Origin of the sequence: Arthrobacter sp. 3Tela_A (assembly GCF_049311025.1) — a bacterium.
GTDB lineage: Bacteria > Actinomycetota > Actinomycetes > Actinomycetales > Micrococcaceae > Arthrobacter_B.
The window spans coordinates 1-19,661 of the sequence record NZ_JAXIOM010000030.1; the positions used below are offsets into that span (position 1 = coordinate 1).

Genomic DNA, 19,661 nt, shown 5'->3' on the forward strand with positions numbered 1-19,661 from the left:
CCCCGCGCCCGCCGGCCCCCCCCCCCCCCCCCCCCCCGCGGCGATGACTGACTGCGGGCTCCCGCCTACGCCCTGGAACTGATGAGCGGGCTCAGCGTCGCGGCGGGGGCCGCGGCGCCGCTGAGCCCCAGGGTTTCCAGCCAGTTTCCGAGCATCTGGTAGCCGCCCTCTGTGAGCACGGATTCGGGATGGAACTGGACTCCGGACAGGGGAGCGGTACGGTGCCGCAGGCCCATGATGATGCCGCTGTGGGTCCTGGCCGTTACTTCCAGTTCTTCCGGCACCGTGTCTGCCACCGCCGCCAGGGAGTGGTACCGGGTGGCGGTCAGCGGGCTTGGCAGGCCGGTGAATACGTCTGTTGCCTCGTGCTCTACCTCTGAGGTCTTGCCGTGCATCAGTTCGGGAGCATGGGTGACGGTCCCGCCGAATGCCTCAGCCAGCGCCTGGTGCCCGAGGCAGATGCCCAGCATGGGTTTTCCGTTGTCCCGGCACCAGCGGATGAGATCGATGCAGATGCCTGCCTCTGCGGGTGCGCCCGGTCCCGGGGAGACAAGGACGCCGTCACGGGCTGCTGCCAGCTCCATGGCTTCTTCCACACTGACGTCGTCATTGCGGATGACCGTAGTCTCGGCCCCAAGTTCCTGGAGATAGCCGACCAGGGTGTAAACGAAGCTGTCGTAGTTGTCGACCACAAGGATGCGGGTGCTCATTGCGTTTCAGAACCGCCAATCGTTGAATCCGTGAGGGGTGCAAGGAAGCTGAATTCCGAGAACCACGGGAAGACGTAGGTCATCAGGACCAGGACCACGCCGGCTGCCAGCACCAGGGCAGTGATAATCCGAACCCAGAGTGGTCCCGGCAGATGCCGGAAGATCCAAGCGTACATTTTATCCCTGTCCTTGCGTGCGGGTTACGAGTGCGGCAATCTCTTCGGGCGGTCCGGCAGAGGCCGGCTGCCAGGAGTCGAGGACCGCATAGGAAATGAATCTCTCCTCCGAACCAAACCGCGGATTGCAGGTGGTCAGGGTCAGAATCCGCTCCTGGGGTTCCGCGCCCGGCTGGGTGGGGACCGGTGCCAGGACATCCACCCGGTCCGGGAGCACTATCTGGCTGTTGCGGTACACGTAGGTGTAATACCCCTGCGCGGTCTGCACGTAGATGCGGTCCCCGGGAACCAGGGTGTCGACGGCGTCGAGCACCTGGCCGTGTGTCTGCCGGTGGCCTGCAAGGGCGAAGTTCCCGACTTCTCCCGGCATAGCGGTCTCCGGATAGTGGCCCAGGCCCAGGCTGTCCAGCACTGCTGTGCCGACTCCCTGGGTGACAGGGCGGGCGTGCTCAGCTCCGAAGCGGGGGATGTAGATAGCGGCGAATGTGGTTCCCTCGGCCTCCGGAACGGGAAGCACCGCCGGGTCACCGTAGCCTCCCGGCTCTGCGCCGGCAGCGGGTGCCCCCGGTACCGGTTCGAATTCGGCGAAGAGCTGTTCCATGGCCGCTTCCTGCTTGCGGTCGGCCTCGATGTTTGTCCACCACAGCTCCCAGACCACAAAAAGGACCAGCACCAGTCCCAGGGTGATGAGCAGCTCTCCCATCACCTGGACGGCGAAGGCGCCTCTGCTTTGTTTCCGCTGCCGCTTGGGCCTGCGCTTCGCTGAGCGGGACGGCGCCGGCGCCGGACTGTCCCCCACTTCACTTGCCGTGCTTTCCACGCGGTCCCCGGTCCTCTCCATGGCTTGCTGACTATCCGGGAACACCCGGGCCCCTCATTCGCTACGATTGGATGAGAGGAGACCTTCCACAACCGCCCGGCCTACCGCAGATACCCCGTCAGGATATAGCCCGCGGACCGGCCGAGGCGAGCTGTGCAGTGATCCCGCAGACCATATCCGTGCCGGCATCCTGTGAGCCGGTTCCGCTAGGAGGATCCGTGCCCGAGTCAAAGTCCCGCAAGAAGCCCACGGCAGCACCCGAGACCGCTCCTGCCAAGAGCAAATCAGAGCCTAAGCCAAATCCTGTCTGGTACAAGCCCGTGATGTTTGGCCTGATGCTCATTGGCCTCATCTGGATCATCGTCTTCTACATCTCGGAAGGCGTCTACCCCGTTCCGGCCCTTGGCGCCGGAAACATCCTGGTGGGCTTCGGCGTCGCCATTGTGGGGTTCCTGATGACCACCCGCTGGCGGTAACCCGCCGCCGCGGCAGCCCGCTCTTTCAGGAACTCCCGGATGCCACAGCATCCGGGAGTTCCTTTTTTGTCTGCTCGAGGCGGGCACGGGATTGGCGCCCGTGGGTTTTAAACAGGGATACCCACAGTCGGGGCAGTTCTCCACACATAGTTATCCACAGGCGTGGATAACTATGTGTGCGATGCTTTGCTCACTGGCACCACACCATCCACATTGGTTTCATAGTTATCCACAGGTGGACGTGGATAAGCTGGGGATAACCTGGACCGGAAGCCTACATAGTTATACCCACCATGTGCAGATAGTTATCCACAACTGTGGGTAAAGTTGTGGCTACTCTGCAGTAGATCCTTGTAAACAAAGGCATCCAAGTTATCCACAGCTGTGGAATTACATGTGTGTAACTCAGGCGCGGCACTGGATAACTCTGGAGAATAGTTACCCACTGGCTGTGCACAACTCCTGTCGCAGGGTGTGGACAGGACTGAGTCCAGGAGCCCCTCACACCTGGCCGAGGCTGTGAGAGCTACCCCGGAGGGTGAGTTACATGCCTGTAAGTTATTAACAATGTGGGTATCTCTGTGGATAAGACCCCTGCGGGCTGTGGAAAGCCGGTGAGCGGTACCGGGAACAACACCGGCTGAATGAACCTGCCCGGCAAGAAAAAGGCCCCCGCCAGTGCGGCGGGGGCCTTGAAAAGTCAGTGCCGGGTCAGAAGCTGGGCGCCCAGAACATGCTCAGCGCAACCAGGACCAGCGTGACTGCTGCCAGCCCGCCGAACTGGACCAGGGAACGCCGGGGCCCCTGGGGCGCATACGCCAGGATGGCGCCGCAGGCGGCTCCGGTGAGCAGGCCGCCCAGATGGGCCTGCCAGGAGATGCTCGGGTATACGAAGCCCAGAACCAGGTTGATGGCTATCAGGATCAGCAGGGCCTTGACCTCGCCGCCGCGCTGCCGCTGGATGACAAAGAGTGCACCGAACAGACCGAAGATCGCTCCGGACGCACCTACAACCGCCTGGAAGGCGGGCGCAAACACCAGCACGCCAATCGATCCGCCCAGTGCGGAGATCAGATACAGCAGGGTAAAGCGCAGCCGTCCCAGCATCGGTTCCAATGACCTGCCCAGGAGCCACAGTGCGTAGAGATTGAAGGCGATGTGGAAGATAAACCCGGGGGAGTGCAGGAAGGCTGCGGTCAGCATGCGCCACGGTTCGGCCTGCGCGTAGACCGGGGCGAACCAGAGCAGTTCCATAAACCCGGGAACCAGCCACTGGAGGGCGTATGCGGCTCCGCAGAGCACCATCAGAGTGATGGTTACTACCGGCTTGCCGGCCCGGACAGCGCCGCCGTACTGCGTCCGGTATGCCGGCGACTGCCGGCGGCTTTCCCGGAAGCAATCCACGCACTGGATCCCCACCGGCGCGGTGTGCTGGCATTCCGGGCATGCCGCCCGGCCGCACCGCTGGCACCTTATGTAACTGACTCGGTCGGGATGACGCGGGCAGACAGGAACTTCGTGCGCCGGGGTTTCGGCAGGTACTCCATAGGACATGGTGTGTTTGCTCCAGGGAAGTTCTAGAGAGGCAGCCCCCCGGCGGGCGTAACGGCCGGGGGACCGGCGAAGCGGCTAGAGCTGTTCGACGGTGATGCTGTTGATGACAACATCTTCGGTCGGCTTGTCCCGCATATCGGTCTGAACTGCGTTGAGTGCGTCCACGACAGCCTTGGACTCGTCATCGGCAACTTCACCGAAGATGGTGTGCTTGCCCTGCAGCCAGGTGGTGGGGACGGACGTGATGAAGAACTGCGAGCCGTTGGTTCCGCGGCCCATCTGGATTCCGGCGTTGGCCATGGCCAGCTTGTACGGCTCCGTGAAGTCCAGGTCCGGGCTGATCTCGTCGTCGAACTGGTAGCCCGGTCCGCCGGTGCCGCGGCCCAGGGGATCGCCGCCCTGGATCATGAAGTCCTTGATGATGCGGTGGAAGATGGTTCCGTCGTAGAGCGGACGGCTGGTCTTCTCACCGGTGGCCGGGTCAGTCCATTCAATTTCTCCCGTTGCCAGGCCGACGAAGTTGCGGACAGTCTTCGGCGCGTGGTTGCCGAAGAGGTTGATCCGGATGTCGCCCTTGGTCGTGTGGACGGTTGCTTTTGCGGTAGGAATAGCAGTCATGATCCTCATTCTTCCACGGCGGCCTTACAGGCGGCTGGAAAAAGGCCTGTTCAGCGCACAGTGAAAATCCGGCGGCCAGCGGGGCTCTGATAGCACAGAACCGGCATTGCACGTAGGCTAAGGCTGAACCGTCACTATCCTGGGAGGTAGTTTTGAACAAGAAGGACCGCATTGCCCGTGACTTCGAAGCGAATGTCACCGCAGGCGTGGAAACGGCGCGTGACTGGGCAACCCCCAAAGTAGAGGCCGCCGTCGGGTGGGCAGTTCCCCGTATCGAAAAGGGAATTGAAACCGCTTCTCCGAAGATCCAGGACGGACTCAAGCGCGCAGCTGATGAGATCGCGCAGGGCGTTGCAGTCGTGACGCCGCGGCTTCAGGACGGTCTGCAGAAGGTCGGCCCCAGGATCAGCCAGGTTGTTGATGACGCGGCACCGAAGATCCAGACCACCCTAGACAAGGCAACTCCGGCCCTGACCCACGCCAAGGACAAGGTTGTGGACAGCTACATTCCCAGCCTGTCCACCCGCATCGGTGACGCGGCGGATTCCGTCTCCCGCGGACTGGGCACCGCCACTGTTCCGGTGCAGACTGCCGTTGCCAAGGCAACCGGCAACAAGAAGGCGCTGAAGCGTGCCCAGAAGGCTGCTGCCAAGGCCGCCAAGGAAGCCCGCAAGAGCAAGAGCGGCGGGAAGGGCTGGCTCGTGTTCGGCATCGTTGCCTCCGCTGTGGTGGCAGCCGTAGCCGCCTGGCGGGCCTCACGTCCGGTCGAGGATCCGTGGAAGACCCCGGCCCCCGCACAGACTCAGCCTTCCGTCCCGGTCCCCGCACCGGCACCGGCAGCTCCGGCAGCCGATGCCAAGCCTGCCGCGAAGGCAGCGGAAACCCCTGCAGAGCAGGCCAAGGACACGGCAGCCACTGCCGCGCAGAAGGCCAAGGACGCCGCACAGAACGTGAAGGAAGCTGCTGCTTCCAGCACCGCCAAGGCAGCCGACAAGGCTACTGAATCCGTGAAGAAGACGCAGGACGCAGCGGCAGCCAAGACCGGCGGCGCCCATGCAGACACCAAGGCTGAGAAGCCGCAGAAGTAACCTGCTCCGGCTCATCGCCGGGCAAGCACCATAAGGGCCGGATGCCGTGTGCATCCGGCCCTTATGGCGTTAAATCAGCGTTCCACGTCTCCGCCCAGCGCCGGGGGCGCCGGCGGAAGCGGGTCTTCATCAGACGACGGCGGCAGGGACTCCTTCTTCCTCGCCTGGCCCAGCAGTACGACGGCGAGCCCTCCCAGGATGACCGCGAGCCCGATGTATGTGCCGCCCGGCAGTTCCTCGCCCAGGAAGATCGCCGCCAGGATTGCCGCGCCGGGGATTTCCAGCAGGATGATCATTGAGACCACCAGCGGGCTGATGACAGCCAGCAGATGGTTGAAGACGGTGTGTCCCAGCAGCTGGGCCATGACGGTAACCCCCAGGATGCCCGCCCACGCCGCGGGCGGGAAGCCGATCACGGGCTGCTGGAACGCCAGGCACAGTACGGCCAGGATCACGGCGCAGGAGCCGTAGCACAGGGTGGTGTAAGTGCCCGTGGACATGCTCCGGCGGGCCTTGCCGCCGGCAATCGTGTACAGGCCGGCCAGGGCGCCGCCAGCCACGGCCAGGGCGTCGCCGATCAGCGCTTCGGGGGACAAGCCCAGATCGAACCCAGTGATCACCAGAACGCCGGCAAACGCGATGACCAGTCCCGCCAGTGTCTTCGGCGCAACGCGGCGTCCCCGCAGAATGTCGAACAGCGCGATCCAGCCCGCCTGCAGGCACACCAGGGCGGTTGCCACCGCCACGGAGGTCAGCTGAAGCGCGGTGATGAAGCAGGCAAAGTGAAGTGCCAGCGCCAGCGATGCCAGTGCGGTCCAGCGCAGTTCGGTGCGGCTGAGGTTCCGGAACTGGTCCCTGCCGCGAAGCCCTGCCGGAACGCCCATGATGACGGCGCCCAAAGCGTTGCGCCAGAAAGCAATTGCCAGGGCCGGTGCCGCTGTGGCTGCCATGATGGGCCCGGAGGCAGAGACGCCCAGCACGCCGATAACGGCGAGGAAAAAGGTCATTACCTGAGGTTATTCCCTGGGTTCCTCCGCCGGGCGCACCGTGCCCTGCAGCGGGTTTGTGTCGGAGGCAGCGGCGTCGTCCGTACCGGTGGAGACAGTGATCTTAACGCAGAAAGTCCCGGCCGCTGTGGCCGGGACTTTCTTTCGGTGGAGGCACGGGGACTCGAACCCCGAACCCCCTGCTTGCAAAGCAGGTGCGCTACCAATTGCGCCATGCCCCCGAATTTGGAACTTCACCAGTATATCCCACCTGTGAGGGTGGTCAAACCGGGCCGTTCCTAAGTGGAGCTACTCAACCTTGTCGGTCGAGGCCTTCCAGACGGATTTCTCCGCAGCAGTTTCCTGCCATTTCTTGAAGGCGAAGACTCCCGCTGCCGTTGCTGCTGCAATTGCAATCAGCTTCTTCACAGTGTCTCCTTGCCGTTGTGGTCAACCATTTTCATGGTCTTCCGTGGGCGTACCAGGACTTGAACCTGGGACCTCTTCGTTATCAGCGAAGCGCTCTAACCGCCTGAGCTATACGCCCCGATACCTCACCGGGCCGAGATAAGACTCTACCGTACCCTCGGCCACTTCAACAAATCCGGGTTCCTGTTCCGGGGCGGGGGGGGGGGGCCCGCCCGGGGGGAAACCGTTTTTTTCGGGGGGGGGGGGGGGCCCCGCCCCGGAGGGAAACCGTTTTTAGTCGTCGGTGAGGGTCACACCGATGCCGCCCACCAGGGTGGAGGCAATGTTGTAGAGCACGGCCGAGAGCATCGACAGTGCCGTCAGAAGCAGGACATTGACGACGGCGATGATGGTCGCGAAGGAGACCACCTGTCCCAGCGAGGCGAACTCACGCAGGTCGAATCCACCGGATTCGGAGCCGGCGATCTCACCCAGGAGACGGTTCACCTGGTCGAAGATCCCGGTGAGGTCCAGGACGGTCCACAGCACGATTGCTGCTACGACCGTAACGACGCCCAGCGCGACGGAGAGCAGGAAGGACATCTTCAGAACCGACCACGGGTCGATCTTGCTTACCAGCAGGCGGGCCTTGCGGGCCTTTGCCTTGGGTGCCGGCTTGACCAGCGGCTGCCGGTTGCTGCCCGGCGCGCTCTGACCCGTTCCAGGCCGCTGGGCGGGCCGTGCCGGGGTTTTCACCCGCGGACCGCCGCCGGACCTGGCGTTAGAGTTGGTCGAGCTCACTCGCTACCTCCATCTTCAGCAGACTGCGCGTCGCGCCCAGCCGTTTCGTCTGTAGACAACGGTACTTCATCCACAGATGCCTCCACAGACTCGCCGTCGGCTGCTGCCTCGTCCTCGTCTGCATCGACTGCGAGGTCGCGCTCGGAGTTCCGGGCAACCGCTATGATGCGGTCGTTCTTGTCCGGCTTGGCGAAGATGACGCCCATCGTGTCGCGGCCCTTCGCGGGAACGCCGGCGACCGCCGATCGGACAACCTTGCCGCCCTGCATAACGACCAGGACTTCATCTTCTTCCTGGACGATCATGGCGCCGACCAGGTGTCCCCGGTCCTCGTTGTACTTGCCAACCTTGATGCCCAGTCCGCCGCGGCCCTGGACCCGGTACTCATCCACGGATGTGCGCTTGGCGTAGCCGCCCTCGGTGACGATAAACACGTAGGAATCCTCCGTGACGACGTCGGCTGCCAGCAGCTCGTCATCCTCGCGGAACTTCATGCCGGTCACGCCGGAAGTGGCGCGGCCCATGGGACGCAGTGCTTCGTCGGTGGCGGTGAAGCGCAGGGACTGGCCCTTGCGGGAAACGAGCATCAGGTCATCGGTTTCGCTGACCAGCTGGGCCGACACGACTTCGTCGCCTTCGCGCAAGTTGATGGCGATGACGCCTGCCGAGCGGTTGGTGTCGTAATCGGACAGCTGGGTCTTCTTGACCAGGCCGCGCTTGGTGGCCAGCACCAGGTACGGAGCAGCGTCATAGTCGGGCAGGTCCAGGACCTGGGCGATATGTTCGTCCGGTTGGAACGCCAGCAGGTTCGCAACGTGCTGGCCCTTGGCATCGCGTCCGGCTTCGGCCAGCTCATAGGCCTTGGCGCGGTAGACCCGGCCCAGGTTGGTGAAGAAGAGCAGCCAGTGGTGCGTGGTGGTGACGAAGAAGTGCTCAACAACGTCGTCTCCGCGCAGCTGGGCACCGCGGATGCCCTTGCCGCCGCGGTGCTGCGCCCGGTAGTTGTCGCTCCGGGTGCGCTTGACGTAGCCGCCGCGGGTGATGGTGACGACCATTTCCTCTTCGGGGATCAGGTCTTCCATGCTCATGTCGCCGTCGTAGCCCATCAGGACCTTGGTGCGGCGTTCATCCCCGTGCTTGTCCACGATCTCGGCCAGCTCTTCGCTGACAATGCTGCGCTGGCGTTCCTCGGAGGCGAGGATGGCGTTGTACTCGGCGATTTCAAGTTCGAGCTTGGCGTGCTGGTCCTGGATCTTCTGCCGTTCCAGGGCTGCCAGGCGGCGCAGCTGCATGTCCAGGATGGCCTGGGACTGCAGTTCGTCGATGTCCAGCAGCTGCATCAGGCCGGTGCGGGCTTCGTCCACGGTGCTGGAGCGGCGGATCAGGGCAATGACCTCATCCAGTGCATCCAGTGCCTTGAGCAGGCCGCGCAGGATGTGCGCGACTTCCTCGGCCTTGCGCAGCCGGTAACGCGTACGCCGGACGATGACCTCGAGCTGGTGGGTGACCCAGTGCCGGATGAACGCATCCAGGCTCAGCGTGCGGGGCACACCGTCAACGATCGCCAGCATGTTGGCACCGAAGTTGTCCTGCAGCTGCGTGTGCTTGTACAGGTTGTTCAGCACAACCTTGGCGACGGCGTCGCGCTTGAGCACGATCACCAGCCGCTGGCCGGTGCGGCCGGAGGTTTCATCGCGCATGTCCGCGATGCCGGTGATCTTGCCGTCCTTGACCAGTTCGGCAATCTTGATGGCCAGGTTGTCCGGGTTGGCCATGTAGGGCAGCTCGGTGACAACCAGGCAGGTGCGCCCCTGAATTTCCTCCACGTTGACCACGGCCCGCATGGTGATGGAGCCGCGGCCGGTGCGGTAGGCGTCCTCGATGCCCTTGTGGCCCAGAATCGTGGCGCCGGTGGGGAAGTCGGGTCCCTTGACGCGCTTGATCAGTTCCTCGAGCAGCTCCTCGTTGGAAGCCTCCGGGTGCTCCAGGTACCACTGCACACCGTCAGCCACCTCGCGCAGGTTGTGCGGGGGAATGTTGGTGGCCATGCCGACGGCGATGCCGGAGGAACCGTTGACCAGCAGGTTTGGGAAGCGGGCCGGCAGGATGGTGGGTTCCTGGTTGCGGCCGTCGTAGTTGTCCATAAAATCGACGGTTTCCTCGTCGATGTCACGGACCATTTCCATGGCCAGCGGGGCCATCTTGGTTTCGGTGTAACGCGGTGCTGCAGCGCCGTCGTTGCCCGGTGAACCGAAGTTGCCCTGTCCAAGGGCCAGCGGTGCGCGCATGACCCAGTCCTGGATCAGGCGGACCAGTGCATCGTAGATCGCCGAGTCACCGTGCGGGTGGTACTGGCCCATGACTTCGCCGACCACGCGGGCACACTTGTTGAAGGAGCGGTCGGGGCGGTAGCCGCCGTCGTACATCGCATAGATGACGCGGCGGTGCACGGGCTTCAGGCCGTCGCGCACGTCCGGCAGGGCGCGCCCGACGATGACCGCCATGGCGTAGTCCAGGTAGGAGCGCTGCATTTCAGTCTGCAGGTCGATCTGCTCCACGCGGTCGGAGATGACGTTCCCGCTGACGGGTTCGAGCTCGCCTCCGGGGACCTCCGGGGTCTCATCACTCATTGGTTGTGTTCCGTTCTAAGTTCTTGAAAAGTCCGGGTAGCTGCTGCACTAGATGTCCAGGAACCGGACATCCTTGGCGTTCTGCTGGATGAAGTTGCGGCGGGACTCGACGTCCTCACCCATGAGCACCGAGAAGACCTGGTCCGCGGAGGCGGCGTCGTCCATGGTGACCTGCAGCAGGGTGCGGTGGTCGGGGTCCATGGTGGTGTCCCAGAGCTCGGTGTAGTCCATTTCACCCAGGCCCTTGTAGCGCTGAATGCCGTTGTCCTTGGGCAGGCGCTGGTTGTTGGCCAGGCCGCGTGCCACGACTTCGTCGCGTTCGCGGTCGCTGTAAACGTAGTCGTGCGGGTGGTTGGACCACTTGATGCGGTACAGCGGGGGCTGCGCCAGGTAGACGTAGCCCTGCTCGATCAGCGGGCGCATGTAGCGGAAAAGCAGCGTCAGCAGCAGCGTGGTGATGTGCTGGCCGTCGACGTCGGCATCGGCCATCAGCACGATCTTGTGGTAGCGGGCCTTCTCTACGTCGAAGTCTTCGCCGATGCCGGCACCGAATGCCGTGATCATGGACTGGACTTCAGCGTTGGAGAGCGCCCGGTCCAGCCGGGCACGCTCCACGTTCAGGATCTTGCCGCGCAGCGGCAGGATGGCCTGGGTTTCGGGGTTGCGGCCGCGGACGGCGGAGCCGCCTGCCGAGTCACCCTCCACGATGTAGATTTCGGACTTGGAGGGGTCCTTGGAGGAGCAGTCCTTCAGCTTGCCCGGCATGCCGCCGGATTCCAGCAGACCCTTGCGGCGGGTGGATTCGCGGGCCTTGCGGGCAGCCAGCCGGGCCTGGGAGGCCTGGATCGACTTGCGGATGACGTCGCGGGCCGGGCCGGGGTTGCGTTCGAGCCAGTCACCGAGCTGGTCGGTGACTACGCGCTGGACGAAGCCCTTCACCTCGGAGTTGCCGAGTTTGGTCTTCGTCTGGCCTTCGAACTGCGGTTCGGCGATCTTGACGGAAATGACGGCGGTGAGGCCCTCACGGATGTCGTCGCCCGTAAGGTTGTCGTCCTTTTCCTTGATGATGTTCTTCTCGCGTGCGTACCGGTTGATCAGCGAGGTCATCGCAGCACGGAAACCCTCTTCGTGCGTGCCGCCCTCGTGGGTGTTGATCGTGTTCGCGTAGGTGTGGACGCTTTCGGAGTACGCGGTGGTCCACTGCAGGGCCATTTCCACGGCCATCTTCTTGTCATTGTCTTCGGTTTCGAAGGCAATGATGTCGTCGTGGATGACCTCCACCTTTTTGGAGCTGTTCAGGTGGTGGACGTAGTCCAGCAGGCCGTTGGCGTACATGTAGTCGACCATGCGGTGCTTCGGGGCGTCCTCGGCCTCGGTGGCGTCGTCGGCGATTTCCTCGGCCGTCTCGTCCGGTGCACGCTCATCGGTAAGGACAATGCGCAGGCCCTTGTTCAGGAACGCCATCTGCTGGAAGCGGGCGCGGAGGGTCTCGAAGTCGAACTCGGTGGTCTCGAAGATTTCCGGGTCCGGGTAGAACGTCTGGGTGGTTCCGGTCTCGTCAGTTTCCTCGCCCTTGCGGAGGCCGCCAACCGGGTGGCCGCCGTTCTCAAAGGTCTGCCGCCAGACGAATCCCTGGCGCTTGACCTCCGTCTCGACGCGGGCGGACAGAGCGTTGACCACGGAGATGCCGACGCCGTGGAGGCCGCCGGAAACGGCGTAGCCGCCTCCGCCGAACTTGCCGCCGGCGTGCAGGATGGTCATGACAACCTGGACCGTGGGCATGTTTTCCGTCGGATGCATGTCCACGGGGATGCCGCGCCCGTTATCCGTTACCCGGACCCCGCCGTCGGCCTGGAGCGTCACATCGATGCGGTCGCAGTACCCGGCCAGGGCTTCATCCACCGAGTTGTCCACCACTTCATAAACCAGGTGGTGCAGGCCGCGGGGACCGGTGGAACCGATGTACATACCCGGGCGCTTGCGCACGGCTTCCAGGCCTTCGAGGACAGTGATCTCATTGGCGCCGTATTCGTGCGGCGCCACGGCCTCGCTGTCTTCCTGGGGGACGGGCTCCGCATTGTTCAGCTCTTTGCCAAGCTCATTGCCCAGTTCGTTGCCGAGTTCGTTGTCACGCTCATTGTCGTTAGCCACAGGTGCTGTCGACTCCTCTTGTGTCGGTCAGAATTGGCACCCCGTCCAGCTGCGGACAGAGCACCTCTATTACCAATTCTACCGTGCTAAGGGGACCTTTGCTGGCCAAAACACCCCTCCAGAGGCCACCAAAGCGGGCTTTGAGCGATTTTCAAGCTGCTGTACGGCTCCGGATACCTCCTGCGGGGTTTGCAGCCCGCAAACCCGCACGCAGGGCGTGTGAACGCGAGCACAAACAAAGCGATTTTTCAACAACTTTTTTCGCGTGCACCCCACCGGTAACTAGCCGTATGTGTCCCGCGGCCCTCTGCCCTTCACGCTGCGCAGTCCTTTGCGCCAGTTCGGTGCTGCCGGACCAATCACTTCGATCCGGGTGACGACACCGGGACCGAGTTCTGCGTCGAAGCGTTCAATGAGCGTCTGGCGCAGCAGCCGCAGCTGGGTGGCCCAGGCCGTGGAATCACAGCGAACCTGGACTGTGGTGTCGGAAAAGGACTCCGGTTTGCAGTGCGCGCTGACATCCGGACCCACCAGTTCCTCCCAGCGGGAGATGACCGATCCCACGGCAACCGGCGAATTCCAGCCCCGCTCGTTGACGAACCGGGTGAAAACCTTGCCCAGTCCCTGCGGATCCCTCCCGGTGTACTCCCCCGGAATGAACGGTGCTGCCTTGCGCGGCTGTTTGCGGCGGCTGGCCGGCACCCGCTGGTTGCCGCGGGCCTGCGCAGCCTGGCGCATCCGGTTCAGCTGCTCGCGCGCCGCGTCGGGGCGGTCGTTCTCTTCCTGCCCGGAGCCGTTCGAGCCCGGGGCATCAGCTGGCGGCTGCACGGATTCCTCCGGGGATGACCGGTATCTGTTCCCCTGCCAGGGTCTCCGGAATATCCTCTGCGACGGCGGCGGTGACCAGCACCTGTTCGGCTCCTGCCACGATCGAGGCAAGGCGCCCGCGGCGGCCGGCGTCGAGCTCGGCAAAAACGTCGTCCAGAACCAGGATGGGACCGGAGCCCGGTGCCGGGTCGTCATCACGAAGCAGGTAGTAGGACGCCAGTCGCATGGACAGTGCCAGGGACCAGGTCTCGCCGTGGGAAGCGTATCCCTTCGCCGGAGCCTGGCCGAGGGACAGCTCGACGTCGTCGCGGTGAGGTCCCACCAGCGAGATCCCGCGGTCGATTTCCCGTTTCCGGTTGGCGGCGAATGCCTGCAGGAACCTTTCCCGCAGTTCTTCCTGAGTCAGCCCCAGCAGTTCCGCCGGGTCGGCACCGCCGGGTGAGGCGCCGTCGTCGTCCACTTCACCCAACAGCGTGGAACGGTAGAGCCCGCGGGCTTCCTTCGAACCGTCTGTGAGGTCCTGGTAGGCACCCTGCAGATGAGGGGTAAGCCGGTCCAGTGCCTGCAGCCGTGCGGCGACCAGCTGTGCCCCCGCCTGGGCCATGTGGTGGTCCCAGACTTCAAGGGTCGCCTCGTGTGCCGAGGTGAACCGGCCGCTGATCCGGGCGGATTTCAGCAGGGCGTTGCGCTGTTTGAGGACCCGCTCGTAGTCGGCCCGGGTGGCGGCGTGCCGGGGAACGAGGGAAACGATGAGGTCGTCCAGGAACCGGCGGCGCGCAGAGGGGTCGCCCTTGACCAGGGCGAGGTCTTCGGGGGCAAACAAAACGGTGCGGCAGATGCCCAGGATGTCCCGTGCCCGTACCGGATTGGCCCGGTTGATGCGGGCACGGTTGGCCCGCCCGGGATTGATCTCGACTTCCAGTGCTGTGGCCTGGGTGGCGCGGACGATGCGTGCACGGACCAGTGCCTGCTCGGCGTCGAACGCGACCAGCGGTGCGTCGGAGCTGACCCGGTGCGAAGAGAGCGAGGCCAGGTAGCCAATCGATTCAACGATGTTCGTCTTGCCTGTGCCGTTGGGCCCCACAAAAACACTGACTCCGGGCTTCAGGCTGAGGTCCAGCTGCTTGTAGCTGCGAAAACCGGTCAGGGAAAGGTAATCAACGTACACGCTGCTCCACCTGCGCCTGCCTTCCTGTCCTTGCGTTTTTCTCTGCTGCGGGCCGCAGCAGGCGGCCCTTCATCCAGCCTACCGCCGGTTACTCCGGTGCTCCGGTTTCACCGATTGCCTGCTCAGCCGGGGACTGGGGGCGCTGTGCCGGTGGCCGCCCATCCAGTCCTTCAGCCTGCTTCACGGCATGACCCCCGAACTGTCCACGGAGCGCTGCCACCAGTTTCATGGCGGGGGAATCGTCTTGTCGGGAGGTGAACCGGGCAAACACGGCGGCTGAGATGACCGGAGCCGGAACCTCAGCGGCCAGCGCTTCCTCAACGCTCCAGCGTCCCTCTCCGGAATCCTCGACGAAACCGGCTATGCTGCCAAGCCCGGGGTCGTCCCGAACTGCACGCACTGCCAGTTCCAGCAGCCACGAGCGGATGACGGTACCGCTTTGCCAGGCGCGGAGGATTCCCGCTACGTCTCCGATGATTTCCTGGGATTCAAGCAGCTCGTAGCCTTCGGCGTAGGCCTGCATGAGCCCGTATTCGATTCCGTTGTGCACCATCTTGGCGTAGTGCCCGGCACCGGTGGCGCCGGCATGCACAAATCCGTCGGCGCGTTCCCCGTCTGGACGGAGCGCATCGAAAACCGGCATCGCTTCACTGACGTCGGCGGCATCGCCGCCCACCATCAGTCCGTAGCCGCTCTCCCTGCCCCAGATGCCGCCGGAAACACCGCAGTCCAGGTACCGGATGCCCTTGGCCGCAAGCATTCCAGCGTGCTCCCGGTCTTCGGTGTACCGGGAGTTGCCCCCCTCAATGACCAGGTCTCCCTCATCGAGGACCTCGGCAAGATCGGTGATCACTGCCGAAGTGGCTCCGCCGCTGGGAACCATGACCCACACGATCCTGGGCACGGTGAGCTGGGCTGCCAGTTCTGTGAGTGAACCGGCGTCGGAAAGCACCGGGTTCCGGTCGAAGCCGGATACCTGGATGCCCTTGGACCGCAGCCGGTCCCTCATGGGCAGGCCCATTTTTCCAAGTCCGATCAGGCCAATGTGCATTTCGGTTCCTTCCTGCTCAGGTCCAGCGGCGTGGACTGAAAAGGCTCTCGAAATGCGGCTGAAAGCCTTACTGGTTGGGCAGCCGGACCGGCATCAGCAGGTACCGGTAATCTTCCTGGTCGTCTCCGGTGAGTTCTTCCTGGGCTGAAATCACAGCTGGCTTCGGCGGGGTGGTGAAGGAGAAGCGCACGTACTTGCTCGGGAAAGCGCCAAGGCCTTCGCTGAGGTAGTGCGGGTTGAAGGCAACGGTGATTTCGTCACCCACCAGGGACGCTTCCAGTGCTTCCGATGCCTGCGCGTCCTCGCCTGTCCCGGCGTCGAGGGTTACCTGTCCGTCGGTGAAGGCAAGGCGGACCGGGGTATTCCGTTCGGCCACGAGGGATACACGGCGGACTGCTTCGACCAGCGCATGGGTTTCAACGGTTGCGTGGATCGGGGTGTTCTCGGGGAAGAGCGAGCGGATCTTCGGGTAGTCGCCGTCTACCAGCAGGGACGTTGTGCGGCGTCCGCCGCTTTCGAACCCGATTAGTTCGCTGTCTGAGGACAGGGCGATGTTCAGGTCTCCGCCGCCGCCAAGGGTCTTGGCGACTTCGTTCAGGGTCTTGGCCTTGACCAGGGCGGAAGTGGAGATGCCCGGGGTAGCCGGCTTCCACTGCAGCTCACGCAGTGCGAGCCGGTAGCGGTCGGTGGCGAGGAACGTGATGAGGTCGTCTTCGATCTCCATGCGCACACCGGTAAGGATCGGCAGGGTGTCATCACGGCTGGCAGCGATGATTACCTGGGAAACAGCCTGGGCAAAGGCATCGCCGTCAACGACGCCGCTGACGTCGGGAAGTGCGGGAAGTTCAGGGTATTCCGAGACCGGCATGGTCGCGAGGTTGAAGCGGCTGTTCCGGCAGGTCAGCGTGACCTTCGTTCCATCCGTTTCGACCTCGACGGGAGCTGAGGGCAGGCTGCGGCAGATCTCAGCCAGGAGCCGGCCGGAAACCAGAATGGTTCCTTCTTCGGAGATGTCAGCAGGGATCTGCAGCCGTGCGGAGATCTCGTAGTCGAAGCTGGCGATGCTCAGCGAGCCGGACTCGGCTTTGATCAGCAGGCCCGAAAGCACCGGAACCGGCGGGCGGGGGGAGAGGGACCGTGCTGTCCACGTGACCGCCTCAGCCAAGACATCCCGCTCAACTCTGAACTTCACTGCAGGGTGCCGCCTTTCACAACGTACTTATCAGTACTACTGAACTTTCATGAACACGTGAGGGAGCAAATCGTGCGGCGGAGCCGCCGGGCTGTCCGCCTGGGAATCACAACACTACTCTGTGCCAGCTTACCGCCAGCCGGGTTTTCCCTGCACGACGCCGCAGATCCGGAACCGTTGTGCGTTTGCCCAACGATAGCCGGAGACCACCTTCGGAGCATCCGGTGGACGATACCGGGAAGGTCGGATGTTTGTCGCAGAAGGTCAGATGTTATTTGGTGGAACCCAAATTCTTAAGATTCGTAGTGTTAATAACTCCTGTGGATACTGTGGACAACTCGCCCCAGCGGCCCGGATCTGCGTTTTAAGCCTGTTGATAACTTGTGGATGGTCAGCCTACGCGCTGAGGCCGGGTGTTGGGAACTTTTTTGGCATTCCGCGTATCCACAGGGAAGTGCACGTAGATCCGGGTTGTCCACCGAGTTATCCACACCCTTGTCCACATCTGTTAATTTCGAGCCCCTTCGGGGCCCTTACATCCCTGCACTGGCGCGGATTTCTAGGCTTCGCGCTGCTGCTGCTTGATCCGGTTGGTCAGCTCCGTGACCTGGTTGTAGATAGCACGGCGTTCGGCCATCAGTTCCCGGATCTTCCGGTCTGCATGGATCACTGTGGTGTGGTCGCGTCCGCCGAGTTCCTGCCCGATCTTCGGAAGGGACATGTCGGTAAGTTCCCGGCACAGGTACATGGCGATCTGCCTCGCCGTCACCAGCGTGCGGGTCCGGGACTTACTGCACAGCTCCTCAAGGCTGATCTGGAAATAGGCTGCGGTCTGCCCCAGGATCGATGCCGCCGTGATCTCCTGGGCGCCGTCGTCGGTAATCAGGTCCTTGAGCACGATCTCGGCCAGCCCCACATCAACCTGCTGCCGGTTGAGGCTGGCGAAGGCCGTCACGCGGATCAGGGCGCCTTCAAGTTCGCGGATATTGGTGGAGATCTTGGAAGCGATGTATTCCAGGACGTCATCCGGGGCGCTCAGCGAATCTCCAATGGCCTTCTTGCGGAGAATCGCGATGCGGGTTTCAAGTTCCGGCGGCTGGACGTCAGTCAGCAGGCCCCATTCGAACCGGGACCGCATGCGTTCCTCGAAGCCTGAAAGCTGCTTGGGCGGCAGATCGGAGGTGATAACCACCTGTTTGTTGTGGTTGTGCAGCGCATTGAAGGTGTGGAAGAACTCTTCCTGCGTTGCATCCTTGTTGGCCAGGAACTGGATGTCATCAATGAGCAGGATGTCCACGTTCCGGTAGAGCTGCTTGAAGCTGGCTCCCTCGTCATACCGGATGGAGTTGATGAAGTCATTGGTGAACTCTTCGGAGTTCACGTACCGGACGCGGATGCCGGTATAGAGGTGACGGGCATAGTGCCCGATCGCGTGCAGCAGGTGTGTCTTGCCCAGGCCGGAGTCACCGTAGATAAACAGCGGGTTGTACGCCTTGGCCGGAGCTTCCGCCACGGCAACAGCTGCAGCATGGGCGAAGCGGTTGGATGAACCGATAACGAATGTCTCGAAGACGTACTTGGGATTCAGCCGGCCGAACTCCTGGGAAGTGCTCGGCGGGGTGGGCGAGGGGGCGCTCTCCCCTGACGGGACCGGAGAAGGAGTGTTTTCTTCCGGTTCGGGATCGGGCTCTGCCGGCACAACCGGCGTTAGATCGGCGTCGATCACAAAAGCGCACTGGATATCGGCCTGGAAGACCGTCTTGAGGACTTCGTCGAGGATGTTCTTCAGCTGGGTCTGGAGGACTTCGCGGGTGAGTTCGTTGGGAACAGCTACCAGCAGGGTGGTGCCGATTAGGCCTTGTGCCTGGGCCAGCACCACAAATCCGCGCTGCCGGGGCGAGACCCTGTCATCGGTCTCCAGCGTTCGGATGACCTTGCGCCAGGAGCTGCCGACATCGTTGATTTCGTCCGTACCCACAGAAACCTCTCGTGACGCCCACAGGGGCGGTCTAAGAAACCGGGATCCAGGCCTGGATTCCGGAGGGCTCATCCACAGAGTTATGCACAGCCGTGGATAAAACGCCCCGCGCCAAGCCTAGATCAAGATTTCCCTTGCCGGTAGCTGGATTCCCGCGGCCCCGCGCCACTTGGGACGTCACTCACAATGCCATGTATTGCAGTACCCGGATCCACTTGTCCACAGGTGTTGATGTCCGGCCCCCCACAGGGCGTGGAAGCCCGGTTTGACTGGAAAGTGCCTCTCACCTAACGTTGAGTAGTCCTTTGTGTCTGCTATCTGCACTCATTCATGCCCATCAGGGTTCTGGGAATCAGGGTCCAGGTCCGGGTTGAGCGTAGTCAGTCACATGAAAACTTAGCGCCGCTTGTGCTTCCCCCTTGATGCAGCAGGCGCAGCGCATACTGTCTTGGAGTAACCACCGTGAGCAAGCGGACTTTTCAGCCGAATAACCGCCGTCGTGCCAAGAAGCACGGCTTCCGCCTTCGCATGCGTACCCGTGCCGGCCGTGCCATCCTTTCCGCACGCCGTTCCAAGGGCCGCACCGAACTGTCGGCGTAAACAGCCTTAGGTTTGCCGATGCTGCACCAGCAGCTCAGTCCCTCTACCTTGGCGTCCTGAATGCTGGCCGCGAGGAACCGGGTACGGTCGTCGGCGGATTTTTCCCATACCGTACGTTCCGGTGCCCGAAGCGGGCGCCGGAACGTAGTCTTATATGCAGTGCCAAACCCGGCAGCGCCAACGCGCGTCGGGTTCATTGTGTCGAAGGCTGTTGGGAACGCCGTGACACGCAACCTCGTTAAGAGAAGACTGAGAGAAGCAGCAGCGCAGAGCCTGGTGGATAACCCCACCGGGTTGGACATAGTCGTTAGAGCGCTGCCGCCGGCGGCGTCAGCGTCGTGGGCGCAGATAAGCGCCGACTACGCGGGTGCCCTCTCTGCATGTTTGAACAAGCTTTCCCGGCAAGATCCGCGCAAGTGAGGGAGG

At 63.2% G+C, this 19,661-nt stretch carries 19 protein-coding genes and 2 tRNA genes; 4 read left to right on the forward strand and 17 right to left on the reverse strand.

Features of this window, described 5'->3' with window-relative positions:
- Nucleotides 1–65: 65 nt before the first annotated feature.
- From TVC13_RS10230 to TVC13_RS10240, 3 genes are read right to left on the reverse strand one after another with little or no spacing between them, the layout of a single operon-like run.
- Nucleotides 66–710 (reverse strand): aminodeoxychorismate/anthranilate synthase component II, encoded by a 645-nt coding sequence (locus tag TVC13_RS10230; RefSeq protein ID WP_422401108.1) that lies wholly within the window; start codon nucleotides 708–710, stop codon nucleotides 66–68.
- The gene (locus TVC13_RS10235; RefSeq protein WP_422401109.1) at nucleotides 707–886 is read right to left on the reverse strand and encodes a hypothetical protein; all 180 of its coding nucleotides are present in this window, start codon (nucleotides 884–886) and stop codon (nucleotides 707–709) included. Before TVC13_RS10235 ends, TVC13_RS10230 begins: the two co-directional genes overlap by 4 nt.
- A gap of 1 nt (nucleotide 887) precedes the next feature.
- Nucleotides 888–1,727 carry a class E sortase gene (locus tag TVC13_RS10240; protein WP_422401110.1) on the reverse strand — a complete coding sequence of 280 codons (840 nt, stop codon included), beginning with the start codon at nucleotides 1,725–1,727 and terminating at the stop codon, nucleotides 888–890.
- A 197-nt stretch (nucleotides 1,728–1,924) separates the two neighbouring features.
- Here TVC13_RS10240 and TVC13_RS10245 point away from each other — a divergent pair, with 197 nt between their 5' ends.
- The gene (locus TVC13_RS10245) at nucleotides 1,925–2,182 is read left to right on the forward strand and encodes a cell division protein CrgA (RefSeq protein ID WP_422401111.1); all 258 of its coding nucleotides are present in this window, start codon (nucleotides 1,925–1,927) and stop codon (nucleotides 2,180–2,182) included.
- A 711-nt stretch (nucleotides 2,183–2,893) separates the two neighbouring features.
- Here the strand turns inward: TVC13_RS10245 and TVC13_RS10250 are convergent.
- Nucleotides 2,894–3,586 carry a rhomboid family intramembrane serine protease gene (locus TVC13_RS10250; protein ID WP_422401112.1) on the reverse strand — a complete coding sequence of 231 codons (693 nt, stop codon included), beginning with the start codon at nucleotides 3,584–3,586 and terminating at the stop codon, nucleotides 2,894–2,896.
- A 225-nt stretch (nucleotides 3,587–3,811) separates the two neighbouring features.
- Nucleotides 3,812–4,354 (reverse strand): peptidylprolyl isomerase, encoded by a 543-nt coding sequence (locus TVC13_RS10255; RefSeq protein WP_422401113.1) that lies wholly within the window; start codon nucleotides 4,352–4,354, stop codon nucleotides 3,812–3,814.
- Between the two features lie 152 nt (nucleotides 4,355–4,506).
- On the opposite strand from TVC13_RS10255, the gene TVC13_RS10260 reads away from it, so the two are divergent.
- Complete coding sequence (locus tag TVC13_RS10260; RefSeq protein WP_422401114.1) at nucleotides 4,507–5,442, forward strand: hypothetical protein; 936 nt, start codon at nucleotides 4,507–4,509, stop codon at nucleotides 5,440–5,442.
- Nucleotides 5,443–5,516: 74 nt separating this feature from the next.
- Here the strand turns inward: TVC13_RS10260 and TVC13_RS10265 are convergent, their stop codons facing one another.
- The 12 genes from TVC13_RS10265 to dnaA form a co-directional block, all read right to left on the reverse strand.
- A complete protein-coding gene (locus tag TVC13_RS10265; RefSeq protein ID WP_422401115.1) occupies nucleotides 5,517–6,449 on the reverse strand; it encodes a DMT family transporter in 933 nt (310 codons plus the stop codon).
- 148 nt (nucleotides 6,450–6,597) lie between these two features.
- A tRNA-Ala gene (locus TVC13_RS10270) sits at nucleotides 6,598–6,670 on the reverse strand.
- A 67-nt stretch (nucleotides 6,671–6,737) separates the two neighbouring features.
- Nucleotides 6,738–6,857 carry a DLW-39 family protein gene (locus TVC13_RS10275; RefSeq protein WP_211372315.1) on the reverse strand — a complete coding sequence of 40 codons (120 nt, stop codon included), beginning with the start codon at nucleotides 6,855–6,857 and terminating at the stop codon, nucleotides 6,738–6,740.
- 44 nt (nucleotides 6,858–6,901) lie between these two features.
- Nucleotides 6,902–6,975, reverse strand: a tRNA-Ile gene (locus TVC13_RS10280).
- Nucleotides 6,976–7,130: 155 nt separating this feature from the next.
- Complete coding sequence (locus TVC13_RS10285) at nucleotides 7,131–7,637, reverse strand: DUF3566 domain-containing protein (RefSeq protein ID WP_422401116.1); 507 nt, start codon at nucleotides 7,635–7,637, stop codon at nucleotides 7,131–7,133.
- The gene (gene gyrA / locus TVC13_RS10290) at nucleotides 7,634–10,267 is read right to left on the reverse strand and encodes a DNA gyrase subunit A (RefSeq protein WP_422401117.1); all 2,634 of its coding nucleotides are present in this window, start codon (nucleotides 10,265–10,267) and stop codon (nucleotides 7,634–7,636) included. The genes TVC13_RS10285 and gyrA overlap by 4 nt, the downstream gene beginning before the upstream one ends.
- A 48-nt stretch (nucleotides 10,268–10,315) precedes the next feature.
- The gene (gene gyrB, locus TVC13_RS10295) at nucleotides 10,316–12,352 is read right to left on the reverse strand and encodes a DNA topoisomerase (ATP-hydrolyzing) subunit B (RefSeq protein WP_422401141.1); all 2,037 of its coding nucleotides are present in this window, start codon (nucleotides 12,350–12,352) and stop codon (nucleotides 10,316–10,318) included.
- A gap of 348 nt (nucleotides 12,353–12,700) precedes the next feature.
- Nucleotides 12,701–13,246 carry a DUF721 domain-containing protein gene (locus tag TVC13_RS10300; RefSeq protein ID WP_422401118.1) on the reverse strand — a complete coding sequence of 182 codons (546 nt, stop codon included), beginning with the start codon at nucleotides 13,244–13,246 and terminating at the stop codon, nucleotides 12,701–12,703.
- Nucleotides 13,230–14,414 (reverse strand): DNA replication/repair protein RecF, encoded by a 1,185-nt coding sequence (gene recF / locus TVC13_RS10305; protein WP_422401119.1) that lies wholly within the window; start codon nucleotides 14,412–14,414, stop codon nucleotides 13,230–13,232. The genes TVC13_RS10300 and recF overlap by 17 nt, the downstream gene beginning before the upstream one ends.
- Nucleotides 14,415–14,502: 88 nt before the next feature.
- Nucleotides 14,503–15,465 (reverse strand): phosphogluconate dehydrogenase (NAD(+)-dependent, decarboxylating), encoded by a 963-nt coding sequence (gene gnd, locus TVC13_RS10310; protein WP_422401120.1) that lies wholly within the window; start codon nucleotides 15,463–15,465, stop codon nucleotides 14,503–14,505.
- A 67-nt stretch (nucleotides 15,466–15,532) separates the two neighbouring features.
- A complete protein-coding gene (dnaN, locus tag TVC13_RS10315) occupies nucleotides 15,533–16,657 on the reverse strand; it encodes a DNA polymerase III subunit beta (protein ID WP_422401121.1) in 1,125 nt (374 codons plus the stop codon).
- A 559-nt stretch (nucleotides 16,658–17,216) separates the two neighbouring features.
- Nucleotides 17,217–18,635 (reverse strand): chromosomal replication initiator protein DnaA, encoded by a 1,419-nt coding sequence (gene dnaA / locus TVC13_RS10320; RefSeq protein WP_422401122.1) that lies wholly within the window; start codon nucleotides 18,633–18,635, stop codon nucleotides 17,217–17,219.
- A 462-nt stretch (nucleotides 18,636–19,097) separates the two neighbouring features.
- On the opposite strand from dnaA, the gene rpmH reads away from it, so the two are divergent.
- A complete protein-coding gene (gene rpmH / locus TVC13_RS10325) occupies nucleotides 19,098–19,235 on the forward strand; it encodes a 50S ribosomal protein L34 (protein ID WP_055854070.1) in 138 nt (45 codons plus the stop codon).
- 60 nt (nucleotides 19,236–19,295) lie between these two features.
- Nucleotides 19,296–19,655: a ribonuclease P protein component gene (rnpA, locus tag TVC13_RS10330; protein ID WP_422401123.1), complete on the forward strand. Its 360-nt coding sequence runs from the start codon at nucleotides 19,296–19,298 to the stop codon at nucleotides 19,653–19,655.
- Nucleotides 19,656–19,661 lie beyond the last annotated feature (6 nt).